The following is a 23,417-nucleotide window of genomic DNA, read 5'->3' as shown; positions in this document are numbered from 1 at the left end:
CCACGCTAATTATCCTAAGAGTGAAAGAACACCCTGAGTTGCCTGATTTGCCTGAGCGAGCATTGATTGGCCTGCCTGAGCAAGAATATTATTCTTGCTGTATGTAACCATCTCGTCAGCCATATCTGTATCACGGATACGTGATTCAGCGGCTTCTGTGTTCTCTACGACGTTGTCTAAGTTAGCAATTGAGTGCTCAAGTCTATTCTGTATAGCACCAAGACCAGATCTCTGAGCAGATACCTTTGCAAGGGCATCTGCGATAGCATCTATTGCGTAAGTTGCTGCTTTACCAGTTGCATCACCAACATTCAAGCCCTGAATTCCAAGTGCTGTAGCTGTCATTGACTCGATTGTTACACCAATCTTGTTTGTCATGTCGGCATCTGAACCAACATGAAGATTGAATGTAAGATCTTTCTGCACAGTTGCTGTTCCCTTTTTGATGATAAACTCAACCTTTGTAAGGTTATCTCCAGTTACCTCATCAGGTTTCTTGCCATTAACGTTAGTTGATGATGTCGCATCTGTAACTGTAATGTCTGTACCATTGTACTTAGCGCCTGGAACTTCAATAATTGAATCAGAGCCAATTGATGAAGCTGCTCTTAGTTCATTTGCGATGAGCTGGTATGCCTTTGCTGCTGTGATTAATGTAGAATCTTTTCCATCTACACCATCTGCTGGAGCTGCACCTGTTGATGTACTAAATAATTTTGCAACCTTGCCATTGTACTCTATTGTAGAACCCTGGCTGGCAAATTTATTAAGCTCTGTAGCTGCAACCTCAGATGTATCAGCATTAGTCTTATCTGCAATAGTAAATGATTTACCATCAATCTTTACTACCTCTCCAACTGTTAAGTGGATTTGTGCAGTTTTATCTGCAGATGTACCTAATACAGTAAGGGCATTTGCTAGCTGTGTTGCTGTATTCGCACCCTCTACACCAATTGTGTACTTTGTACCACCAATTGTGTATGTATCACCCATTGCAAGGGCATTGATTGTAAATGTGGCTTTTGTTGTATTCTGTGTAAGTGTTCCATCAAGACCAGCATCATGCGCAGCAACCACTTGTGTCTTGGTGCCGTAGTCCCCCTTGAGAAGATAGGTCTCGTTGAACTTTGTTGTCTCTGCTACACGATCAATCTCTGTTGTAAGCTGAAGGATTTCATCTTGAATAGATGCACGATCAGATTCAGAGTTTGTACCGTTTGCTGCCTGGACTGCCAACTCATTCATTCTCTGTAACATAGAATGTACCTCTGTAAGGGCACCCTCGGCGGTCTGTACTGCTGAGATACCATCTGATGCATTGGTTGATGCCTGATCCAGACCACGGATCTGCTTTCTCATCTTCTCAGAAATTGAAAGACCAGCTGCATCGTCTGCGGCTCTATTGATTCTAAAACCACTTGAAAGTTTCTCAGTAGATTTTCCCTGAGCGTTTGTTGTAATTCCTAACATTCTTGAAGCATTAGCTGCCTGCATATTGTGTTGTACTACCATAATTTCTACCTCCTTGTAGATACTCCCACGATTCCATTCATGAGAGATGCATATTGCATAACATTAGTTAAATTTCATAGTTTCATGACATGGAAACATACATACTTTAGGCTTATTTCCAGTATCTATATAACAAGGGAGTGACCAACCTCCACATGCTATCAAGGAAGAAATTATCACTATTACAAAATCATTAAAGATTTTTAATAGTGCCGTAGTATAACAAGCTTTATTTAATTGTAAAGCTGCGATTTGGCAAGTCACTTTTCCGCGCGATAATGAAAAATAACTGCCCAGGTGGACAACAAAAACAATCTGTTTACTGTTTCCATCTACTACAATTATCGGAAAACTTTCTACAAACTTTAGAAAAATTATAAAAAATAATTTATACACCAAAAAAGAGGCCTCTTTCGAAGCCTCTAATTTAAAACCGTAATGTAATTTATTAACTAAAGTGGCTATTAGCCAAGGATTGAAAGAACACCCTGTGTAGACTGGTTAGCCTGAGCAAGCATTGACTGACCTGCCTGAGCAAGAATGTTGTTCTTGCTGTATGTAACCATCTCATCAGCCATATCTGTATCACGGATACGTGACTCAGCTGCATTTGTGTTCTCTACTACGTTATCAACGTTTGCAATTGTGTGCTCAAGTCTGTTCTGGATAGCACCAAGTGATGATCTCTGTGCAGATACCTTTGAAACAGCATCAGCGATTGCATCGATTGCGTATGTAGCAGCCTTACCTGTAGCATCTGCTACGTTAAGACCTTCAATACCAAGTGATGCAGAGCTCATGTCTGAGATTGTAACACCAATCTTGTTTGTCATGTCAGCATCAGAACCAACGTGAAGATTGAATGTAAGATCCTTCTGTACTTCCTTCTCACCCTTTGTGAATGAGAATGAAACCTTATCATCAGATTTAGCCTTAACAACATTAAGTTTGTTATCTGCTAAGTCGCTTCCTGTTGCAGCCTTTGTTTTTGTTTCAACTTGATCTATTACTGATTTTGCGCCAATAGATGAAGCTGCCTTAAGCTCATTTTTCATAAGCTCATAAGCCTTATCCTGTGTGATAACTGTAGCATTAGACTTATCTACACCATTTTCAACATCCTTGAATAATGTAACTGACTTACCATTATACTCAATTGTAGAACCTGCACTAGCAAAATTCTTTAAATCAGTTTCATTGAGCATCTTTGTCTTCTCATCAGTCTTACCTGTTGTCTTATTAACAAGTGTGTATGAGCTGCCATCAATCTTAATAACTGTACCTTCAGCATAATCCTGTCCACCATTAAGGATTGTCTTTGCGTTCTTAAGCTGCTGATCAACATTAGCTGCTTTTCCAGAATCGTCTGCAACACCAATTGTGTACTTTGTTCCACCGATTGTTGTTGTATCACCCATTGAAAGAGCTTTTACTGTGAATGTAGCTCTTGTTGTGTTCTGTGTAAGTGTTCCATCAAGACCTGCATCATGAGCTGCAATCTGGATTGTCTTTGTACCATTGTCGCCCTTAAGAAGGTATGTCTCATTGAACTTTGTTGTCTCAGCAACACGATCGATTTCTGTTGTAAGCTGGTTGATTTCGTCCTGGATTGATGAACGATCTGACTCAGAGTTTGTGCCGTTAGCAGCCTGTACTGCAAGTTCGTTCATTCTCTGAAGCATTGAGTGAACTTCTGTAAGAGCACCTTCAGCTGTCTGAACTGCAGATACACCATCCTGTGCGTTTGTAGAAGCCTGATCAAGACCTCTAATCTGCTTACGCATCTTCTCTGAAATTGAAAGACCTGCTGCATCATCTGCTGCACGGTTGATTCTATAACCAGATGAAAGCTTCTCTGTTGACTTAGCCTGATTTCCTGCTGTGATGTTAAGCATTCTTGAGGCATTCATTGCCTGCATATTGTGTTGTACTACCATTTTTTCTACCTCCATGTAGTTGCTTCCTCGAGTCCATTCGAAGAAGAAGTGCATCCTGCACTTATAATAAATTTAATCTATAATCAAAACAGACGCGCGCCACCTGTTTGACTACCAAATATAAAAATAAATAAAAAATGGGAATTAATTAATTGAAATACCTGTTTCGATTAATAACATCCTTGTCCCAAATCGAAAAAAAATAGAATTTAGAAGTAAAACCTATTCTGTCTCGTTATTAAAGTGTGCTGTGAATTCCTTTTCATCAGCAAATATAATTATCTACATTTCAGAGAAAAAAGCAATACCTTTTTCACATTTTTAACACAATTTTTTCACAAAAAAAGAGGACCTCCCGAAGGAAGTCCCCTAATTTACTAGCTATTTAACTAGTCTGCGCGAAACGAATAGATAAACTATTAATTATCTTTAGTATTAACCTAAGATTGAAAGTACACCCTGAGTTGCCTGGTTAGCCTGTGCAAGCATTGCCTGACCTGCCTGAGCAAGAATGTTATTCTTGCTGTATGTAACCATCTCATCAGCCATGTCTGTATCACGGATACGAGACTCAGCAGCGTTAGTGTTCTCAACTACGTTATCTACGTTAGCGATTGTGTGCTCTAATCTGTTCTGGATAGCACCGAGTGAAGATCTCTGTGCAGATACCTTCTCTACAGCGTCAGCGATAGCATCGATTGCATATGTAGCAGCCTTACCTGTAGCATCAGCTACGTTAAGTCCATCAACACCAAGTGAAGCAGAACTCATATCAGAAATTGTAACACCAATCTTGTTTGTCATATCGGCATCTGAACCAACGTGAAGATTGAATGTAAGATCTTTCTGAACTTCAGCTGTACCCTTTGTCATTGTAAATGTAACCTTATCAGTATCAGCTGCCTTTGTAATAATATTAGCATTTGCTGCTGTCATAGAGTCAGTACCAACCTTAGTTGTAGGATCTGCAATTACTGAGCTAGCGCCGATAGAAGATGCTGCCTTAAGTTCATTAGCCATAAGCTCATAAGCCTTCTGCTGTGAAATCAGAGTAGAATCCTTAGTATCAACACCTGTGTGAGCACCTTCAGCTGTCTGTTCGTTGAATAATGTTACTTCCTTACCATTATACTCAATTGTTGAACCTTTGCCTGCGAACTTCTCAAGTTCATCAAAAGCAAGCTCTGAAGTAGCTACATTTGTTTTACCAGATGCAACCATTGTGAATGACTTGCCATCAATTTTAACAACCTGTCCTACACCAAAGTCATTACCACCATTAAGAATAGTCTTAGCGTTTTCAAGCTGAGTTTCTGTGTCAGCACCATAAACACCGATTCTGTACTCTGTACCACCGATTGTTACCTTATCGCCCATTGAAAGAGCTTTAACTGTAAATGTAGCTGTTGTTGTGTTCTGAGTAAGTGTTCCATCAAGACCTGCATCATGAGCTTTAATCTGGATTGTCTTCTTACCATAATCGCCCTTAAGTAAGTATGTCTCGTTGAACTTTGTTGTCTCAGCAACACGGTCGATTTCTGTTGTAAGCTGATTAATTTCGTCCTGGATTGAAGAACGATCAGACTCACTGTTTGTTCCGTTTGAAGCCTGTACTGCAAGCTCGTTCATTCTCTGAAGCATTGAGTGAACTTCTGTTAAAGCACCTTCAGCTGTCTGCACTGCAGATACACCATCCTGTGCGTTTGTAGAAGCCTGATCAAGACCTCTGATCTGCTTACGCATCTTCTCTGAAATTGAAAGACCAGCTGCATCATCTGCTGCACGGTTAATCTTGTAACCTGAAGAAAGTTTCTCAGTTGACTTTGACTGATTACCAGTTGTGATGTTAAGCATTCTTGAAGCATTAGCAGCCTGCATGTTATGTTGTACTACCATAAATTTCTACCTCCTTGTAGATACTCCCTAGATTCCTTTCCTGGGAGAAGTGCCTTTGCACTCAAATTGTTAATAAATTACATCTATAATAATTACAGCACTCGCGCGACATGCCGCAAATTATTATCCTCATTAACGGATAGTAGTATGCACTTAAAGCCCTAAAACTAGTATTCAATTTTCAATATCCTGTGCATGAAAAAATCCTATTGCGATTGCAATAGATAAATAGAAAAAGATTATTTATTATCCGATCCTTAACATCCTTGTCCTGGTCCGAAATATAAGTTATGTGATTATGATGTGTTAACCTGGATAAACGAAATCCGTTTCATTTACCGCTTGCAAATACTGTATCGGATCAATTTTCGAATTACTTAACCCCTATTTAGAAATTTTTTTATAAATTTTTATTTCAGTTCTAAATATCTGGATCAAGAGCTCTTTTTGACCCCTACACAGACTATATCGGAAGCTTATTCTGAAACTTAACCCCTTTTTGAAGAAATTTTTAAAAAATTATTATCTCGTTACAAAAAATGGTGATACAGCAAGCTCTCCCGCTATCTGTATCACCATTATAACATCATTTTTCAGTTGTAACCGTTTTTCACCGAAAAGTCATAAAGAAATTATCTATCTTTTCCATATATGTATGTTGCAAAGTAAATAACACTGGCGATAATTACAATCATTGGGCCTGTAGCCATATCTGTGAAGTATGATACAAACAAGCCTGCCACACCAGAGAAAATACTAAATATCATTGAAAGGTATGTGTACTCTCTGAAGTTTTCAGAGATGTTGCGGCTGCTGGCTGCTGGAAGTATCAGCAGTGCATTAATAAGCAGAATACCAACCCACTTGATAGAAAGCATAACTAAAAGTGCTATGAGCACCGCAAATGCATCTTCCATCACTCGCACTGAAATGCTACGACTCTTTGCAAGGGTAGCATGTATGCTTATTGCAGTAAGTCTGTTGATGCTGATGCACCAGAATACAAGGATAACTACAAACAGTACAATCAGCTGGATAATCTCAGCTGAGGTGATTGATAAAATGTCACCTACCAAAATTGCTGAATAATTTGCAAAGCTTCCGCCTCTTGATAAAATAGCAAGACCAAGGGCTGTAGCGCAGCTAGCAAATACTGATATCAATGTATCTGAAGAGCTAAGGCCTTTTCTGCTGATGTAATTAAGAAGCAATGCAAAGCAGATTCCAAATATAATCATGGAAACTGTAGTGTTGGCAATGCCCATGATGACACCTGCCGCAATACCGGTAAGTGCTGAATGGCCAAGTGCATCACTGAAATATGCCATTCGCTTTTGCACTATCATAGTGCCTACCATTCCAAACAATGGTGAGATCAAAAGGATTGCGATTGTAGCTCTTACCATGAAGGCGTATGAAAACATTTCATTAAACATTTGCATTCACCTCCACTTCTCCTGTGGCACCCTTGCCAAAGACACTTTTAAAAGCATCTGTCTCAAAGACCTGCTTTGGTTTGCCCGCTGCTGTAACAGTCTTATCTATAAGAATGACATTATCTGCATACTTATATACATAGTCTAAATCATGGCTTACAAGGATGATTGCTAAATCATGAGTTTCTTTTAGATATCTCATCTTTTCATAGAAGGCATCCATACCATTTTTATCAATACCTGACACCGGCTCATCCAATAATAGTAAGTTTGGAGTATCATGCACAGCCATAGCAAGAAGAACACGCTGAAGCTGTCCACCTGAAAGCGTACCTACAGGCTGGTCAATAAGCTCAGCCACATCAAACTCTGCCAATGCTTCCTTTACATGGTCGTGCTCTTTTTTGTTTCTGAAGAGAATAGGAAGCTTGCCAGTGAAGGACTGGAATAAATCATATACTGAAAGTGGTGTTGTTCTGTCGATATTTACACTTTGTGGTACATAGCCAATCTTCAAGCCTTGCATGGTTCCATTCATCTTGTTTTTGAACTGAATCTCTCCAGTGTATGGAACCTCACCAAGAATTGCTCGTACCAGTGTGGACTTACCTGCTCCATTTCTTCCAATAATAGCAGTCATGTTTCCACAGTGTACATGCAAATTGATGTTGCTAAGGACCTGCTGGTCACCAAATGACACGCCCAAATTATTAAATTTTATACAGTGGAAACCACATGGAATAATTTTCTTCATATTTTTCCTTATATACTACAAACTATTCTTTATTACAGCGTAGTTTTTATTTAATACCGTGATATAATCCAAGCCACTATAATCGCCATGAACTAATGTTTCAAGGTAAACTACCTTAGCATCTGTCTGCTCTGTAATAAGCTCACCCATGGCATGGCCATAATCATATTCTGCAAATACAACCTGCACATTGTTTTCATTGATTGCATTGATGAAGTCACTGACCTCACCTGCACTAACCTGGCGTTCTTCATCAAGATCCATAGTAGCTACTATATTAGCTCCAAGAGACTGAGCCGTATAAGCAAAAGCTTCGTGAAGCACTGCAACATTAGCACCAGAAAGAGTCTCATCCAGGCCCTGGTTATCTATCTGTGAATCCATCACGCTGATAAATGTGTCAGCATTTGAAGCATAGACGCTGGCATTGCTTGAATCCAAAGCTGCTAATCCATCTGCAATAGCCTGCACCTGACCAGCGTAGATTTCTTCGCTCATCCAAATGTGGCTATTAGCACCTTCATCATGATGATGCTCTTCTGAAGTACCATGGCTATGGTCTTCTTCCTCTTCAGCTTCCTCCTCAATGATTACAGGATAATCCTCCTCTACAGCCTCGAATGTATCAATAATAGGAAGATTAGGATATGCCTCAACAACATCCTCCAAATATCCTTCCATGCCACCGCCATTTACAATAAGAACATCTGCCTTTGAAAGATTCTTCATATCCTCTGTGGTGAGGGTGTAATCGTGAAGGCATCCTGTGGTAGGCTGAGAAAGATTCTGCACTGTAACGCCATCTGCATCACCAACCACATTGATAGTAGCAAGATATACAGGATTACAGCTGGTCATTACAAGAAGTTCAGAATCATCACTTTGCTTGTTATTTAGTTTTACATAAAAAAATGTGCCACCCAGCAGCACCACACTAATAGAGATGAGCAGTAGTAGCACAAATAAATATTTGCTTTTCTTCATTAATCGAGATCCTCTACATCAGTGAGACTTGCTTCGTTTTCAATGACCTGATTCAAGAAATCCTGGATTGTATCAAGTCCTTGCTTTGTCTGTGATGAAAATGGAACAATTATTGTATCTTTGTCAGCTCCAAGCCCCTCTCTAAGAATTTTAATCTGCTTGTCTAGCTGACTACGTTTGATTTTATCTGCCTTTGTGGCAATGACGATTGGATCGTAGCCTACATAGGCCATCCATTCGAACATCTGCTTATCGTTTGCCGATGGTGTGTGTCTGATATCTACCAACAGGAACACAGCACGAATCATATCGGATGTATTCAGATAGGTTTCTATCATCTTGCCCCATCTCTCACGCTCCTTTTCAGAAGCCTTAGCAAAACCATAGCCCGGCAAGTCCACTACGTAAATTTCGTCATTGATATTGTAGAAATTTATGGTCTGTGTCTTTCCAGGCTGAGCTGACACTCTGGCAAGTGATTTGCGGTTCATGACCGCATTTATAAGTGACGACTTCCCTACATTCGACTTGCCAGCGAATGCTACCTCAGGTAAATCATTCTTTGGAAGTGTGGATGTAGGGCCGCACACTGTTTCAAGATTGCATGATCTGATAACCATTATGCACTCTTTTCCTTTTTATCTTCGATTGAAACAACGCTTGCTTCTGCATCTTTGTCGATAAGGAGAAGGTTATTATCAACCATTTCTTTATTTACTATGATTTCTGTGATTGACTCATCAGATGGCACATGATACATGTAATCCATCATAACGCTCTCAACGATAGCGCGAAGTCCACGAGCACCAGTCTTTCTTTCGATTGACTTCTTTGCGATTTCACGAAGTGCCTCGTCCTCGAATTCAAGCTTAACGCCGTCCATCTTGAACAATGCCTGGTACTGCTTTGTAAGAGAGTTCTTTGGCTCTCTAAGGATACGAACCATATCGTCCTCTGTAAGCTCATTTAAGGATACATTGATTGGCACACGTCCGATGAACTCAGGAATAAGACCAAACTTAATGAAATCCTGTGGAAGAGCCTGCTGAAGAAGCTCGTCTACCTTCTGATTGTTTTTATCCTTAACATCTGCGCCAAAACCAATCTGGCTAACATCTGTACGCTGAGAAATAATTTTATCTAAGCCTTCAAATGCACCACCGCAGATGAAGAGGATGTTCTTTGTATCGATAGCAATTGTCTCCTGCTGAGGATGCTTACGTCCACCCTGAGGAGGAACATTTGCAACAGTACCCTCGATAATCTTAAGAAGTGCCTGCTGAACACCTTCACCAGAAACATCACGTGTGATTGAAACATTTTCTGATTTCTTTGTAATCTTATCAATCTCATCGATATAAACGATACCGATTTCTGCCTTCTTAACATCAAAATCAGCAGCCTGAATAAGCTTTAAAAGAATGTTTTCAACATCCTCACCAACATATCCAGCCTCTGTAAGTGTTGTTGCATCTGCAATCGCAAATGGAACACCAAGTACACGTGCTAATGTCTGCGCCAAAAGAGTCTTTCCTGAACCTGTAGGTCCAAGCATAAGAACGTTACTCTTCTGAAGCTCAACATCGATGTCATCTGGATTAGCCATGATGCGCTTGTAATGATTGTATACCGCTACAGAAAGAACCTTCTTTGCCTCGTCCTGACCAATAACATACTGATCAAGAAAAGCCTTCATGTCCTCTGGCTTCTGAAGATTGATTTCGATTGAATCAGTCTCAGGAGCTGGACCGAAGTCGTCTAACTCTTCTACGATAATTTCCTGGCAGATATCTACGCACTCGTCACAGATAAATGCACCATTTGGTCCTGCAATAAGCTTGCGAACCTGATTTTGTGTCTTTCCGCAGAAAGAACAACGAACTCTATCATCGTTTCTTGCCATAATTACCTCTTTAAACTCTAACTACCCCTACTAACTATATATCGGTGAATTAGTTCTTCTTTGTAATAATCTCATCAATAAGACCATAATCAAGTGCTTCCTGTGCATCAAGCCAATGATCACGCTCTGTATCAGCACAAACCTGCTCGTATGGCTTTCCTGTGTTTTCAGCAAGCATACGGTTGAGCTTTTCTCTAGTCTTTAAGATGTTCTTTGCAGCGATTTCGATTTCAGTAGCCTGTCCTTTAGCTCCGCCAAGTGGCTGGTGAATCATAACCTCTGAATTTGGAAGTGCAAAACGCTTGCCCTTCTGTCCACCTGCAAGAAGGAATGCGCCCATAGAAGCTGCCATACCGATGCAGATTGTAGATACATCACACTTGATGTACTGCATTGTGTCGTAAATAGCCATACCAGCTGTAACGCTACCGCCTGGGCTATTGATGTAAAGATGAATATCCTTGCTAGGATCCTCTGACTCAAGGAAAAGAAGCTGAGCAACTGTAAGAGATGCTGTAGTTTCGTTGACCTCCTCACCTAAAAATACGATACGATCCTTTAAAAGACGTGAATAAATATCATAAGAACGCTCTCCACGAGAATTCTGTTCAATGACATAAGGAATTGTAGCCATTTTTGTCCTCCTTCGAATATAAACCTAGCCCGAGCGTATGCTCAGGCTAGTGTATTAACTTCCTAGATGTTTTTCAACACAAGGATATTATATATGTTTTTAAATCTAATGTCTTTGATTTTACAAAATTTTAATACTTTTATAAGATGTCAGACACTAATTATTCTGCGTCATCAGCCTTCTTTGTTGTCTTCTTTGTAGTAGTCTTCTTAGCTGTTGTCTTCTTTGCTGGCTTCTCCTCAGCTGCATCTGCCTCAGCATCATCAGCCTTCTTTGTAGCCTTCTTTCTAGCAGATTCCTTAACGTTGTCCATGATAAGCTCGATTGCCTTCTCGATAGCAATATCCTTCTTCATAGACTCCTTCTCAGACTCGCCAACAAGGTTCTTGATCTGATCAAGCTCCATGCCGTACTGCTTAGACATTTCCTCAAGCTTAGCATCAACATCAGCATCAGCTACTTCGATGTTTTCTGCCTTTGCAATTGCCTCAAGTACAAGTGAAGACTGTGTACGTGAAAGTGCATCTGGGCGAACCTGCTCACGGAATGAATCCATTGTCATACCTGTGAACTGCATGTACTGCTGAAGTGAAAGACCCTGCTGTGCCATGTTGTTAGCGAAGTCGTTAATCATGTTTTCTACCTGATAGTCAAGCATTGCATCAGGGATTTCCATCTCTGAATCCTCAACAATCTTTGCGATAGCTTCGTCTTCCTGTGCACGACGGCCTTCTGCCTTCTTATTGTTCTCAAGACGTTCCTTAACAGAAGCCTTGTACTCTTCTACTGTTTCGAACTCTGTAGTATCTGCTACATACTCGTCATCAAGCTTAGGGATATCCTTACCCTTTACTTCGTGGATGTGGCACTTAAATACTGCTGGCTTACCTGCAAGATCCTCTGCCTGATAGTTCTCAGGGAATGTAACCTCAACGTCTACATCCTCACCAGCCTTGTGGCCGATAAGCTGATCTTCGAAACCAGGGATGAATGAACCTGAACCAAGCTCAAGGTCATAGTTCTCGCCCTTACCACCTTCGAATGCAACACCATCGATGAAGCCTTCGAAATCGATAACAGCTGTGTCACCCTTAGCAGCCTTGCCTGTCTTTGTAACTGTACGAGCAGCTCTCTCAAGCTCTGCCTTAATTGTGTTGTTAACTTCTGTAGCTGTAACCTTTGAATCGATCTTTGTTACAGATACACCCTTGTACTTACCAAGCTTAACTTCTGGCTTAACAGCAACTTCTGCTGTGTAGATGAAGTCCTTGCCCTTTTCGAGCTGAGTAATATCAATCTTTGGCTGAGATACGATATCAAGCTTTGACTCGTCATAAGCCTGTGGATATGTATCCTGCATAATAATATTAGCAGCGTCCTCATAGAAAATCTCTGCACCATACATCTTTTCAACCATGTTCTGTGGTACCTTTCCCTTACGGAAACCAGGAACAGAGATGCTGTTTTTCTGCTTATTATATGCCTTTGTAATAGCCTTTTCTAACTCAGCTGCATCAACTGTGATAGTGAGCTTTGCCATGTTCTTTTCAAGATTTTCTACCTGTACGTTCATTTATTAATATTCCTCCTCTAACATATATATAGGTAGACTATAAAGTCTTTTATGTACGTTATACTACGCAGACTGACAAATTATATCAGACTTAAGCCTCATTTTCAATAGCTGTTATCATATCAATTCTTGTCTGATGTCTTCCGCCGCCTTCGAATTCTGCCTCTAAGAAGCTCTTTACAATATCCTTTGCAAGCTCGCTTCCAACGATTCTAGCGCCAAAAGCAATCATGTTTGCATTGTTGTGCTGACGGATGAGACGAGCTGTTGTAGTCTCTGAACAAACGCCGCAACGAATGCCTTTGATTTTGTTGGCTGCAAGTGAAATACCAACACCTGTACCGCAAATAAGAACGCCCAAATCAACCTCTCCTGAAGCAACCATGCGAGCGGCCTTTGCACCGTACTCTGGATAATGACAGCTTTCGTTTGAATCTGTTCCTATATTAATAACCTCATGTCCAAGGCTTTCAATATATTCCTTTACCTCTTTTTTTAAATCTACAGCTGCATGATCATTTGCAATTACGATTTTCATTTTTATTCTCCTTTTGAACTTTTAGTAGGTACTTTATTTATGTCTGTTCCATATAATTTATAAATCTTATAACCAAGAAGAATGATGGCTTCCAAAAATCTTTTAAAGATAATCTGGATTTCTTCGTGCCATTTTTTAACTGGCTGAACCATTACTGAACGAATGCCTGCACGATTAGCGCCCCACACATCTGTGAGAATCTGATCTCCCACAAAGATTGTGTTAGTAACATCTGTCCCCATCTGCTCCATAGCCTTTTTATAGCCAGCTGTGCCTGGCTTGCCTGCCTTATAAATGTAAGTACAGTATTCTACTGCCTCTTTAAAGGTCTTTACTCTAGGTTCTTTGTTATTAGATAGAAGCAACGCCTGAAAGCCTATTTCATGAAGTTCTCTAAATAATGCTTTTGCTCTATCATCCGCTGGTGCGTTGTGTGGTACAAGTGTATTGTCCACATCAAAAATAACTCCACGATATCCTTCTTCGTATAATTTAGCAAAGTCGATATCGTATGTGCTTTTAATATAGTCTTTTGGATATAAATTTCTTTTACTCATAGGCTCGATTTTAGCACAATAAAAAGAGCACATCAATTGATGTGCTCATAAAATGCTATTATAATGAGAAATTTTCCGTTCCTCTGACTGGTGTAGTCTCTGTAGTTGATGTAGCTTTATTAGCTACGAAATACTGATAACGATGAATTGCTGAATCCTTTTCCATATCACTAACTGCTTTTTCAACATCAAGTGATTTGATATCGCTATCGGATCCCTTCATATCATATACAGTGCCTGGCTTGTACTGAGTAGCAAAGTCGTAAGAACCAAATGTCTGATTGCTTCTAGCGGCTGCAATGTCCTCTTCAGTAACTGAAGCTGATGAAGACTCCTCAGGAATGTCTGTAACAGTTTCTTCAACAGACATTGAACTAAGTTCAGGCCTTATTCTTATGGAATTTTGATCATAAAACCCAATTGATGGGCGAATTCCTGAAATGTTCATTAAAAATAACTCTCCATATTTGCTTACGTATCTTATATCGTCCAGATAAGCAAATACTTAACCCCTTCTACTAAATGAGTTTATTTATCTAAAACCCTCTTTAACTCATCCATGAATGTATCAACATCCTTAAACTCACGGTAAACTGATGCGAAACGCACATAAGCAACAGGATCAACTGTCTCAAGATGCTCCATAACAATCTCTCCTATTTTTGTGCTAGGAATTTCTTTTTCTTCTAATGAAAAGATTTCTGTTTCGATTTCGTCTACTACTTTTGAAATCTGAGCTGCAGCAACAGGACGCTTACGGCATGCAATAAGTACGCCTTTTTCGATCTTGGTTCTGTCGTATGGCTCACGATTGTTATCCTTTTTGATAACAATCAAAGGAATTGTTTCTACCTTTTCGTATGTTGTAAAACGCTTGCCACACTCTGGACATGAACGTCTACGTCTGATTGATGTGTTGTCATCTGCAGGTCTTGAGTCAATTACGCTAGTATCATTACTACCACAAAAAGGACACTTCATAAAACCCTCCCTAAAAATATACTAATCCATAGTCCGACAGTTACGCTTACAATCCTTAGTGTTTCTACGCTCAGCGAAGAATGCTTCGCTTTAGAAACCTAAGAGATTGTCTGCTACTGTCTCCTATAAATAGCAAGATTTGATATATGATTTTATTACATACCACAATATATAGGTATATTTTATCAAAGACGATACAAATACGCAACAAAAAACCCCGCACATTTCTGTGCGGGGTAAAAAGTTAAATCTTATGAGTAAAGATCTACTAACTTCTTAAGGTGAGCGTAACGCTCCTTAGCTGTCTCCTCGTTGAGTGCGAAGAGCTTCTCAGCACGCTCTGGGAATGCCTTTGTAAGACGAGAGTAACGTGTCTCGTTTGCAAGGAAGTCCTGATACTTGCTGTAGTCACCTTCCTTAGAAGTAAGAGTGAATGGATTCTTTCCTTCCTTCTTAAGGTCTGGGTTGAATGAGAAGAGGTTCCAGTAACCAGCCTCTACAGCCTTCTTCATCTCATCCTGGCAGTGGTTCATACCACCCTTAACACCGTGAAGCTCACATGGAGCGTATCCGATGATAAGTGAAGGTCCGTTGTAAGCTTCTGCCTCAGCAAGAACCTTAACAGCCTGAGCCATGTTAGCACCAAGAGCGATCTGTGCTACATATACATAGCCGTATGACATAGCGATCTCAGAAAGAGACTTCTTAGACATCTCCTTACCTGATGCAGCGAACTGGCAAACTTCACCGATGTTAGAAGCCTTAGAAGCCTGTCCACCTGTATTAGAGTACATCTCTGTATCGAATACCATAACGTTAACGTTCTCACCAGAAGCAAGTACGTGATCAAGACCGCCGAATCCGATATCGTATGCCCAACCGTCACCACCGAAGATCCATACAGACTTCTTAGCGAGGTAATCCTTAAGAGCAAGTGCTGCCTTAGCGTCCTCAGAACCGTTCTTCTCGAGCTCAGCTACGAGTACGTCTGTTGCTGCACCGTTCTCACGTGTGCTGTTGATTGTCTCTTCGAACTTAGCAAATGCTGCCTTAAGCTCTGCAGAACCAGCCTCAGCTGCCTTCTTAGCAGACTCGATAGCGCGCTCGCGGAGGTACTTCTGTCCAACTTCCATACCTAAACCGTGCTGTGCGTTGTCCTCGAAGAGTGAGTTACACCATGCTGGACCCTTCTTAGAATCCTTGTTTACTGTGAATGGTGATGTAGCTGCAGGACCACCCCAAATTGAAGAACATCCTGTAGCGTTTGAAATATACATATGCTCACCAAAGAGCTGTGTAATAAGTCTTGCGTATGAAGTCTCTGCACAACCTGCACATGATCCTGAGAACTCAAGGAGTGGCTGGTTGAACTGAGAACCCTTAACTGTAAGGTCAGAACCTGCTGCTTCCTTACGTCCAACATTAGCTACTAAGTAGTTGAATACTGGCTGCTCGTCTGCTTCTTCTGCCTGTGGAACCATTGTGATAGCACCAACTGGACATACAGTTGTACACTCACCACATCCCATACAGTCAAGTGGAGATACAGACATTGTGTACTTGTACTCAGAAGCCTTTGGCTTTGTATCAGCAAGCTTAATGTTTGCTGGAGCTGCCTTAACCTCATCCTCAGAAAGAAGGAATGGGCGGATTGTAGCGTGTGAACATACGAATGCACACTGGTTACACTGGATACACTTTGTCTCATCCCATGTAGGAACTGTTACGGCTGTACCACGCTTCTCGTAAGCTGCAGCACCAAGCTCGAACTGTCCGTTTGGATTCTCAGAGAATGCAGATACTGGAAGTGAATCTCCATCCATCTTTGAAATAGGCTCGAGGAGGTTCTTAACCATCTTAACAACCTCTGGACGACCCTCAAGTGCTGGCTTAGCAGGATCTGCTGCTGGGTTCTTCCATGAATCAGGAACGTTAACCTTATGTACAGCATCTACACCAGCGTCGATAGCGTTGTAGTTCATCTGAACAACATCGTCACCCTTCTTACCGTATGACTTCTTAGCAGCTGCCTTCATGTACTCAACAGCCTCGTCGATAGGCATTACATCAGCAAGCTTGAAGAAAGCTGACTGAAGGATTGTGTTTGTACGCTTACCCATACCGATTTCGATAGCCTTGTCGATAGCGTTGATTGTGTAAAGCTGGATGTTGTTGTCAGCGATGTACTTCTTTGCCTCAGCGTTAAGGTGCTTCTCAAGCTCCTCATCTGACCACTGGCAGTTAATCATGAATACTCCGCCTGGCTTAACATCCTGTACCATCTTCATACCCTGTGTAACGTATGCTGGGTTGTGGCAAGCTACGAAGTCAGCCTGGTTGATATAGTATGGAGACTTGATTGGGTTGTCACCAAATCTCAAGTGAGAAATTGTAACACCACCAGTCTTCTTTGAATCATACTGGAAGTATGCCTGGATGTACTTATCTGTGTGGTCACCGATGATCTTTGTAGAGTTCTTGTTAGCACCTACAGTACCGTCACCACCAAGACCCCAGAACTTGCACTCCTTTGTACCAGGAGCTGATGTAATAGGAGCTGGCTTAACCTCTGGAAGTGAAAGGTTAGTAACATCATCTACGATACCGATTGTAAATCTAGCCTTTGGAGCATCCTTCTCGAGTTCCTTATATACAGCGAATACTGATGAAGGTGGAGTATCCTTTGATCCAAGACCATATCTACCACCACAAATTGTAATATCGTTAAGACCTGCTTCACGAAGTGTTGTAGCAACATCAAGGTAAAGTGGATCTGCAAGAGCACCTGGCTCCTTTGTTCTATCAAGGATAGCAATCTTCTTAACTGTCTTTGGAAGAGCAGCAAGGAATGCCTCTGATGACCAAGGTCTGTAAAGACGAACCTTAAGTACACCAACCTTCTCGCCGTGTGCGTTGAGGTAATCAATAACCTCTTCTGCAACGTCGTTGATAGAACCCATAGCGATGATAATTCTATCTGCATCAGCAGCACCATAGTAGTTGAAAAGCTTGTAATCTGTACCAAGCTTTGCATTTACCTTGTCCATGTACTTCTGAACAACTGCTGGGAAGTTATCATAGTATGTGTTGCATGCTTCTCTATGCTGGAAGAAAACGTCTCCGTTTTCGTGAGAACCACGCATTGTTGGGTGCTCTGGGTTAAGAGCGCGTGCTCTGAACTCGTTGATAGCATCCATGTTAACCATCTCTTTAAGATCTGCATAATCCCACTTCTCGATCTTCTGGATTTCGTGTGATGTACGGAAACCATCGAAGAAGTTAAGTACAGGTACCTTACCCTCGATAGCTGCAAGGTGAGCTACTGGAGCAAGATCCATTACTTCCTGTGGATTTGTCTCAGCGAGCATAGCGAAACCTGTCTGACGACAAGCGTAAACATCGGAATGATCACCAAAGATGTTAAGTGACTGTGTAGCAACTGTACGAGCTGATACATCGAATACACAAGGAAGCTGCTCTGCAGCGATCTTGTACATATTAGGGATCATAAGAAGAAGACCCTGTGAAGCTGTGAATGTAGTTGTGAGTGCACCTGCACCAAGTGAACCGTGAACGGCACCTGCGGCACCTGCCTCAGACTCCATCTCTACAACCTTTACTTGATTTCCAAAAATGTTTTCAAGGCCTGCTGCTGACCACTGATCAACAAAGTCGGCCATTGGGCTGGATGGTGTGATAGGGTAAATAGCAGCGACGTCTGTAAACGCATAAGCAACGTGTGCTGCAGCCTGGTTACCATCCATAGACTGTTTTGCTCTTGGCATTTTTAAATCCTCCTTATTATATAGGACATTTTATAGTTACTAGGATTGGAGAATATAACACCGGCCCCAACCCCACAATGTCGTAATTTTATGATAGAACTAATGAAAAATTTTTTCAACAGAACAAGGTATCATTTCTGTTTATTTTAGAGTACAAAATTGTAAAATCTTTTTGTTTTTATCCTCACAGGCGGACATTTGTCTTTCATAGAGTTACATGTCAAAAAAACTTTCTTCCAATAGCAAAAAATCAGCATATTTATTCAAATAATTTTATTGACTAACGGAACTTTGTTAAATATAATTTTAAAAAATTTATGTTCATTAAAGAAAGAGAGGTTGTTTTATGGCATCGATTATTGGTGATGGCATTACTTTCGACGACGTCTTACTGGTTCCTCAGTATTCGGAAGTAACTCCAAATCTTATTGATCTTCACACTAACTTAACTAAAAAAATTAAACTCAACATTCCTATGATGAGTGCTGCTATGGATACTGTTACAGAATCCCGCATGGCAATCGCTATGGCACGTCAGGGTGGTATCGGTATCATCCATAAGAATATGTCTATCGAAGCTCAGGCTGAAGAAGTAGACAGAGTTAAGCGTTCTGAGAACGGCGTTATCACTGACCCATTCTTCTTAGGACCAGACAACACACTTGCTGAAGCAAATGAACTTATGGGTAAGTTCAGAATCTCAGGTGTACCTATCACAAAGGAAGACGGCACACTTATCGGTATCATCACTAATCGTGACCTTAAATTCGAAACTGACTTTTCTAAAAAAATTAGCGAATCAATGACCTCAGAAGGTCTTATCACTGCAAAGGAAGGTATCTCTTTAGAAGAAGCAAAGGAAATCCTTGCAAAGTCTCGTAAAGAAAAGCTTCCTATCGTAGACGAAAACTTCAAGCTCAAGGGACTTATCACAATTAAAGATATTGAGAAGCAGATTAAATATCCAAACGCTGCAAAGGATGACCAGGGTCGTCTTCTCTGTGGTGCTGGTGTTGGAATCACTGGAAATATGATGGAACGTGTTGAAGCCTTAGTTAACGCTCAGGTTGACGTCATCGTTATGGATTCAGCTCACGGTCACTCAAAGAACATTATCGATGCTGTAAAGAAAGTTAAGGCTGCTTACCCTGATCTTCAGGTTATCGCAGGAAATATTGCTACTGGCGATGCTACTCGCGCTCTTATCGAGGCTGGCGCAGATGCTGTTAAGGTTGGTATTGGACCTGGTTCAATCTGTACAACACGTGTTGTTGCAGGTATTGGTGTTCCACAGATTTCTGCAATCATGGAATGCTACGAAGTTGCAAAGGAATACGGTATTCCAATCATCGCTGATGGTGGTATCAAGTACTCAGGTGATATGACAAAGGCTCTTGCAGCTGGTGGTTCAGTATGTATGATGGGTTCAATGTTTGCAGGATGTGATGAAGCTCCTGGTTCATTCGAGCTCTTCCAGGGTCGTAAGTACAAGGTATACCGTGGTATGGGTTCTCTTGCAGCTATGGAAAACGGTTCAAAGGATCGTTACTTCCAGGAAGGTGCAAAGAAGCTTGTTCCTGAAGGAGTTGAAGGACGTGTTGCTTACAAGGGAAGCCTTGAAGACGTTATCTTCCAGCTCATCGGTGGTATCCGTTCAGGTATGGGTTACTGTGGTTGCCCTACTATCCCAGAGCTTCAGGAGCGTGGAAAATTCGTTAAGATTTCTGCTGCTTCACTTAAGGAATCTCATCCACATGATATTCACATCACAAAAGAAGCACCTAACTATTCAGTAGAAGGCTAATTAAAGTATTACGAAAGCCCCTAGTTACGGCTACATGCCTGATGAATTCTACGCTCGGCGAACATGCCTCGCTTTAGAATTATCAGAGCTTGATGCCTACTGGGGGCTTTCTTAATATCCGTATGATTATCTACTTCGTATTTAGTCGTGCATTACGATACGGAATTAAACTCATCCACGATTTCCTTTTCTGGTGCTGGTGTAACAAGGCTGACAACAACACATAGTACCAAGGCCACGATGAAACCAGGAAGCAATTCGTAAATTCCGAATACACCGCCAAGTGGTTTGATAAGGAACTTCCAGATAAATACCATGGCGCCACCGCCTAGCATACCTGCAATAGCTCCGTATTTATTAGCTCTCTTCCAGAAAAGCGCAAGAAGCATGATTGGTCCAAAAGCTGCACCAAATCCCGCCCACGCAAAGGATACTATCATAAATACTGAACTGTTAGGATCTCTAGCGATAAAAATTCCTACTGCGGAAATTACTATAAGTACCACTCTGGCAAGAACCATCTGCATATGTTCTGAAAGCTGAACACCTAATGTCTCATGAATAATATTCTCAGACACTGATGAAGAAGCTGCAAGCATCTGTGAATCGCAAGTAGACATTGTACATGCTAAGATTCCCGCTAAGATAATTCCAGCTAAAAAAGCCTGTGGCAATCCTGTTTCTGAAAGCTTCTGAGCAATAGCAATAATTCCTCTTTCCGAATCTGCTAATTCCTCAATTGCTCCCACATGAACCATTGTACGTGTCATAACACCAATAAAGATTGCAATTGCCATTGCTATAAATACCCATACAGTAGAAATTCTACGGCTGAGCTTAATCTTCTCTGGATTCTCAATAGCCATAAATCTAAGTAAGATATGAGGCATTCCAAAATATCCTAGGCCCCATGCCATTGTAGAAATAATTGTAATAATTCCACCGTAGGAAACTCTAGTGCCTGTAGCAAAATCATGCATTCCAAGCAAGCTAATATATCCATCTAAAGACATGCTATAAGTGCTAACCGCATCAACACCGCCTACTGCATGAAGGCCAAAGCCAACTACGGAGATTAATGCGATTGTCATTATTATTGACTGAACAAAATCAGTTGTAGATGCTGCTAAGAAACCACCTGTTGCTGTATATCCAACAATAATTGCAGCTGAAGCCAACATTGCAATGGAGTAATCTAAACCAAACAATGTGGAGAATAGCTTTCCACAAGCGGCAAAACCAGAGCCAACATATGGAATAAAAAATACCACAATAATAAGCGAAGATATCAACAATAATGCATGGCTTTTATCCTTGAATCGACGTTCAAAGAAATCCGGTACTGTAACAGAATTATTCTTCTCTGAGTACTTTCTAAGACGCTTGGCTACAAAAAGCCAGTTAACATATGTTCCAATTCCAAGGCCAAGAGCTGTCCAAAATACATCGCAAACGCCTGAAGCATACGCTACTCCTGGAAGTCCCATTAAAAGCCAAGAAGACATATCTGATGCTTCTGCGCTCATAGCTGTTACAAATGGTCCTAGCTTTCGTCCACCTAAATAATAATCGTCAACAGTGTTGTTTTCTTTGGCAAAGCTAACACCCATAATTAGCAGTGCTGCTAAATAGATCAAGATTGCCAAAACTATACATACGTTATTCATTTTTGCTCCCTTTGTGTTAATTGATAGTTACTTAAGATAATTTGATAAGAACTGTCTAGTTCTTTCCTCCCCTGGATTATCGATAACCTGAGCCGGAGTTCCCTGCTCAGCTATCACTCCGCCATCCATGAAAATAATTTCATCTGATACTTCTCTGGCAAAACCGATTTCGTGTGTAACGATAATCATGGTTGTGTGATTGTCAGCAAGCTCTCTAATAACCTTTAGTACTTCCCCTGTAAGCTCCGGGTCAAGAGCTGATGTAGGTTCGTCAAAGCAAAGGATGTCAGGTTTGAGGGCAAGGGCACGTGCTATTGCCACTCTTTGCTGCTGACCGCCAGATAACTGGTGCGGATAGTTATCCATTCTATCCGAAAGTCCCATTTTATTCAAAAGAATTTTTCCCTCTTCCAAAATTTCAGCCTGACTTTTGCCATTGTTTTCAAGCTTTGGAGCCAAAATAACATTTTCTAAAGCTGTATACTGAGGGAACAGATTGAACTGCTGGAATACCATTCCGAAGTGCAATCTCTTTTCTCTTAAATTCTCATTTTTTCCTGGTTTATTGTTGCCATCAAAAAGAAGATTTCCATTAACAGTAATTGTTCCTGAATCTGGAGTTTCAAGGAAGTTTAAGCATCTAAGTAAGGTTGTCTTACCACTTCCAGAGCTTCCAAGAATAGAAAGAGTCTGCCCCTTTTCCATATCAAAGCTAATGCCCTTTAGGATTTCTTCTCTATCAAAGCTTTTTCTAATATCTTTAACTTCTAATATCGCCATAGTTCACATCCATTATTTAAAGTAGTCTAATTTCTTTTCTATGTAGCCAAAAAGTAATGTAAGCAATCCGCTGAATATCAAATAGAATACGCCAGTGTAGAAAAGTGGCCAAATGATTCCAGCACTCTTTATAAATCTCTCGCCTTCCCAAATAATTTCATAAAATGCGATAACTCTGGCAAGAGATGTATCCTTTACAAGGGTGATAACTTCGTTTGAGATAGGTGGAACAATTCTCTTTACAACCTGAAGAAGTATGATTCTGAAGAAGGTTTGCTGTCTTGTAAGTCCAAGCACTGCGGCAGCTTCATACTGTCCCTTTGGAATAGATTGGATTCCTCCACGGAAGATTTCACTGAAATAGCATGCATAATTGATTACAAAGGCAACAAGCGCCGCTGTGAATCTGCCTGAATCTCCTGAACCCCACAAATTTACGCCAAAGAATATGCCAGGGCCGTAAAAAATAATCAGCAGCTGTAACATAAGTGGAGTACCTCGAACCACCCATATGATAAATCTTATAGGCATTCTCACTACAGAGGTCCTGCTCATGGAACCAAAGCTAATTATCAGCCCCAGTGGTAAAGAGAATAATAAAGTTAGTGAAAAAAGCTTTAGGGTTCCGAAGAACCCCTCTAAAAGCGATATTGTAACCGTTGAAAACATGTTGTTA

The 23,417-nt window shown here is 40.8% G+C and carries 18 protein-coding genes and 1 pseudogene; 1 reads left to right on the top strand and 18 read right to left on the bottom strand.

The window, feature by feature from the left end; all coding sequences use genetic code 11:
• Positions 1 to 9: 9 nt before the first annotated feature.
• From BMY66_RS06900 to nifJ, 15 genes and pseudogenes are all read right to left on the bottom strand, one after another.
• Entirely contained in the window at positions 10 to 1,512 is a 1,503-nt protein-coding gene (locus BMY66_RS06900; protein WP_044938247.1) for a flagellin N-terminal helical domain-containing protein, read from the bottom strand.
• 464 nt (positions 1,513 to 1,976) lie between these two features.
• Complete coding sequence (locus tag BMY66_RS06890) at positions 1,977 to 3,449, bottom strand: flagellin N-terminal helical domain-containing protein (protein WP_090394769.1); 1,473 nt, start codon at positions 3,447 to 3,449, stop codon at positions 1,977 to 1,979.
• 435 nt (positions 3,450 to 3,884) lie between these two features.
• Positions 3,885 to 5,345, bottom strand: a complete 1,461-nt coding sequence (locus BMY66_RS06885) for a flagellin N-terminal helical domain-containing protein (RefSeq protein WP_044938252.1) — start codon at positions 5,343 to 5,345, stop codon at positions 3,885 to 3,887.
• A 632-nt stretch (positions 5,346 to 5,977) separates the two neighbouring features.
• Positions 5,978 to 6,781, bottom strand: a complete 804-nt coding sequence (locus BMY66_RS06880; RefSeq protein ID WP_049960413.1) for a metal ABC transporter permease — start codon at positions 6,779 to 6,781, stop codon at positions 5,978 to 5,980.
• Positions 6,774 to 7,535, bottom strand: coding sequence for a metal ABC transporter ATP-binding protein (locus BMY66_RS06875; protein WP_044938255.1), 762 nt, complete (start codon positions 7,533 to 7,535; stop codon positions 6,774 to 6,776). The genes BMY66_RS06880 and BMY66_RS06875 overlap by 8 nt, the downstream gene beginning before the upstream one ends.
• A gap of 15 nt (positions 7,536 to 7,550) precedes the next feature.
• Positions 7,551 to 8,519 carry a metal ABC transporter substrate-binding protein gene (locus BMY66_RS06870; protein WP_090394640.1) on the bottom strand — a complete coding sequence of 323 codons (969 nt, stop codon included), beginning with the start codon at positions 8,517 to 8,519 and terminating at the stop codon, positions 7,551 to 7,553.
• A complete protein-coding gene (gene yihA / locus BMY66_RS06865; RefSeq protein WP_090394639.1) occupies positions 8,519 to 9,139 on the bottom strand; it encodes a ribosome biogenesis GTP-binding protein YihA/YsxC in 621 nt (206 codons plus the stop codon). Before yihA ends, BMY66_RS06870 begins: the two co-directional genes overlap by 1 nt.
• A complete protein-coding gene (gene clpX / locus BMY66_RS06860; RefSeq protein WP_090394638.1) occupies positions 9,139 to 10,425 on the bottom strand; it encodes an ATP-dependent Clp protease ATP-binding subunit ClpX in 1,287 nt (428 codons plus the stop codon). Before clpX ends, yihA begins: the two co-directional genes overlap by 1 nt.
• 46 nt (positions 10,426 to 10,471) lie before the next feature.
• Complete coding sequence (gene clpP / locus BMY66_RS06855) at positions 10,472 to 11,056, bottom strand: ATP-dependent Clp endopeptidase proteolytic subunit ClpP (protein ID WP_044938266.1); 585 nt, start codon at positions 11,054 to 11,056, stop codon at positions 10,472 to 10,474.
• 250 nt (positions 11,057 to 11,306) lie between these two features.
• Positions 11,307 to 12,629, bottom strand: a pseudogene (tig, locus tag BMY66_RS06850) (trigger factor); the annotation flags it as partial.
• A 91-nt stretch (positions 12,630 to 12,720) separates the two neighbouring features.
• A complete protein-coding gene (gene rpiB / locus BMY66_RS06845) occupies positions 12,721 to 13,167 on the bottom strand; it encodes a ribose 5-phosphate isomerase B (protein WP_044938270.1) in 447 nt (148 codons plus the stop codon).
• Between the two features lie 2 nt (positions 13,168 to 13,169).
• Positions 13,170 to 13,724 carry a YqeG family HAD IIIA-type phosphatase gene (locus BMY66_RS06840; RefSeq protein ID WP_090394768.1) on the bottom strand — a complete coding sequence of 185 codons (555 nt, stop codon included), beginning with the start codon at positions 13,722 to 13,724 and terminating at the stop codon, positions 13,170 to 13,172.
• Positions 13,725 to 13,782: 58 nt separating this feature from the next.
• On the bottom strand, positions 13,783 to 14,172 hold the full coding sequence (locus BMY66_RS06835) for a hypothetical protein (RefSeq protein WP_074791888.1): 390 nt from the start codon (positions 14,170 to 14,172) through the stop codon (positions 13,783 to 13,785).
• An 80-nt stretch (positions 14,173 to 14,252) separates the two neighbouring features.
• Complete coding sequence (gene nrdR / locus BMY66_RS06830) at positions 14,253 to 14,705, bottom strand: transcriptional regulator NrdR (RefSeq protein ID WP_033154531.1); 453 nt, start codon at positions 14,703 to 14,705, stop codon at positions 14,253 to 14,255.
• Between the two features lie 251 nt (positions 14,706 to 14,956).
• Positions 14,957 to 18,490, bottom strand: a complete 3,534-nt coding sequence (nifJ, locus tag BMY66_RS06825) for a pyruvate:ferredoxin (flavodoxin) oxidoreductase (RefSeq protein WP_090394636.1) — start codon at positions 18,488 to 18,490, stop codon at positions 14,957 to 14,959.
• 346 nt (positions 18,491 to 18,836) lie between these two features.
• On the opposite strand from nifJ, the gene guaB reads away from it, so the two are divergent.
• Positions 18,837 to 20,294, top strand: a complete 1,458-nt coding sequence (gene guaB, locus BMY66_RS06820) for an IMP dehydrogenase (RefSeq protein ID WP_044938279.1) — start codon at positions 18,837 to 18,839, stop codon at positions 20,292 to 20,294.
• A gap of 152 nt (positions 20,295 to 20,446) precedes the next feature.
• Here guaB and BMY66_RS06815 read toward each other — a convergent pair whose 3' ends face one another.
• Genes BMY66_RS06815 through BMY66_RS06805 form a run of 3 tightly spaced genes read right to left on the bottom strand, consistent with a single transcriptional unit; the run spans position 20,447 to position 23,410 of the window.
• Positions 20,447 to 21,961 carry a sodium/proline symporter gene (locus BMY66_RS06815; RefSeq protein WP_090394635.1) on the bottom strand — a complete coding sequence of 505 codons (1,515 nt, stop codon included), beginning with the start codon at positions 21,959 to 21,961 and terminating at the stop codon, positions 20,447 to 20,449.
• Between the two features lie 27 nt (positions 21,962 to 21,988).
• Positions 21,989 to 22,741 carry an amino acid ABC transporter ATP-binding protein gene (locus tag BMY66_RS06810; protein WP_044938284.1) on the bottom strand — a complete coding sequence of 251 codons (753 nt, stop codon included), beginning with the start codon at positions 22,739 to 22,741 and terminating at the stop codon, positions 21,989 to 21,991.
• A gap of 12 nt (positions 22,742 to 22,753) precedes the next feature.
• A complete protein-coding gene (locus BMY66_RS06805; RefSeq protein WP_044938287.1) occupies positions 22,754 to 23,410 on the bottom strand; it encodes an amino acid ABC transporter permease in 657 nt (218 codons plus the stop codon).
• Positions 23,411 to 23,417: the final 7 nt, after the last annotated feature.

It is taken from the genome of Pseudobutyrivibrio sp. C4 (assembly GCF_900111635.1).
GTDB lineage: Bacteria > Bacillota > Clostridia > Lachnospirales > Lachnospiraceae > Pseudobutyrivibrio > Pseudobutyrivibrio ruminis.
Note: the sequence above shows the minus strand (reverse complement) of the source record. Positions and strands in the feature narration are given on the sequence as shown.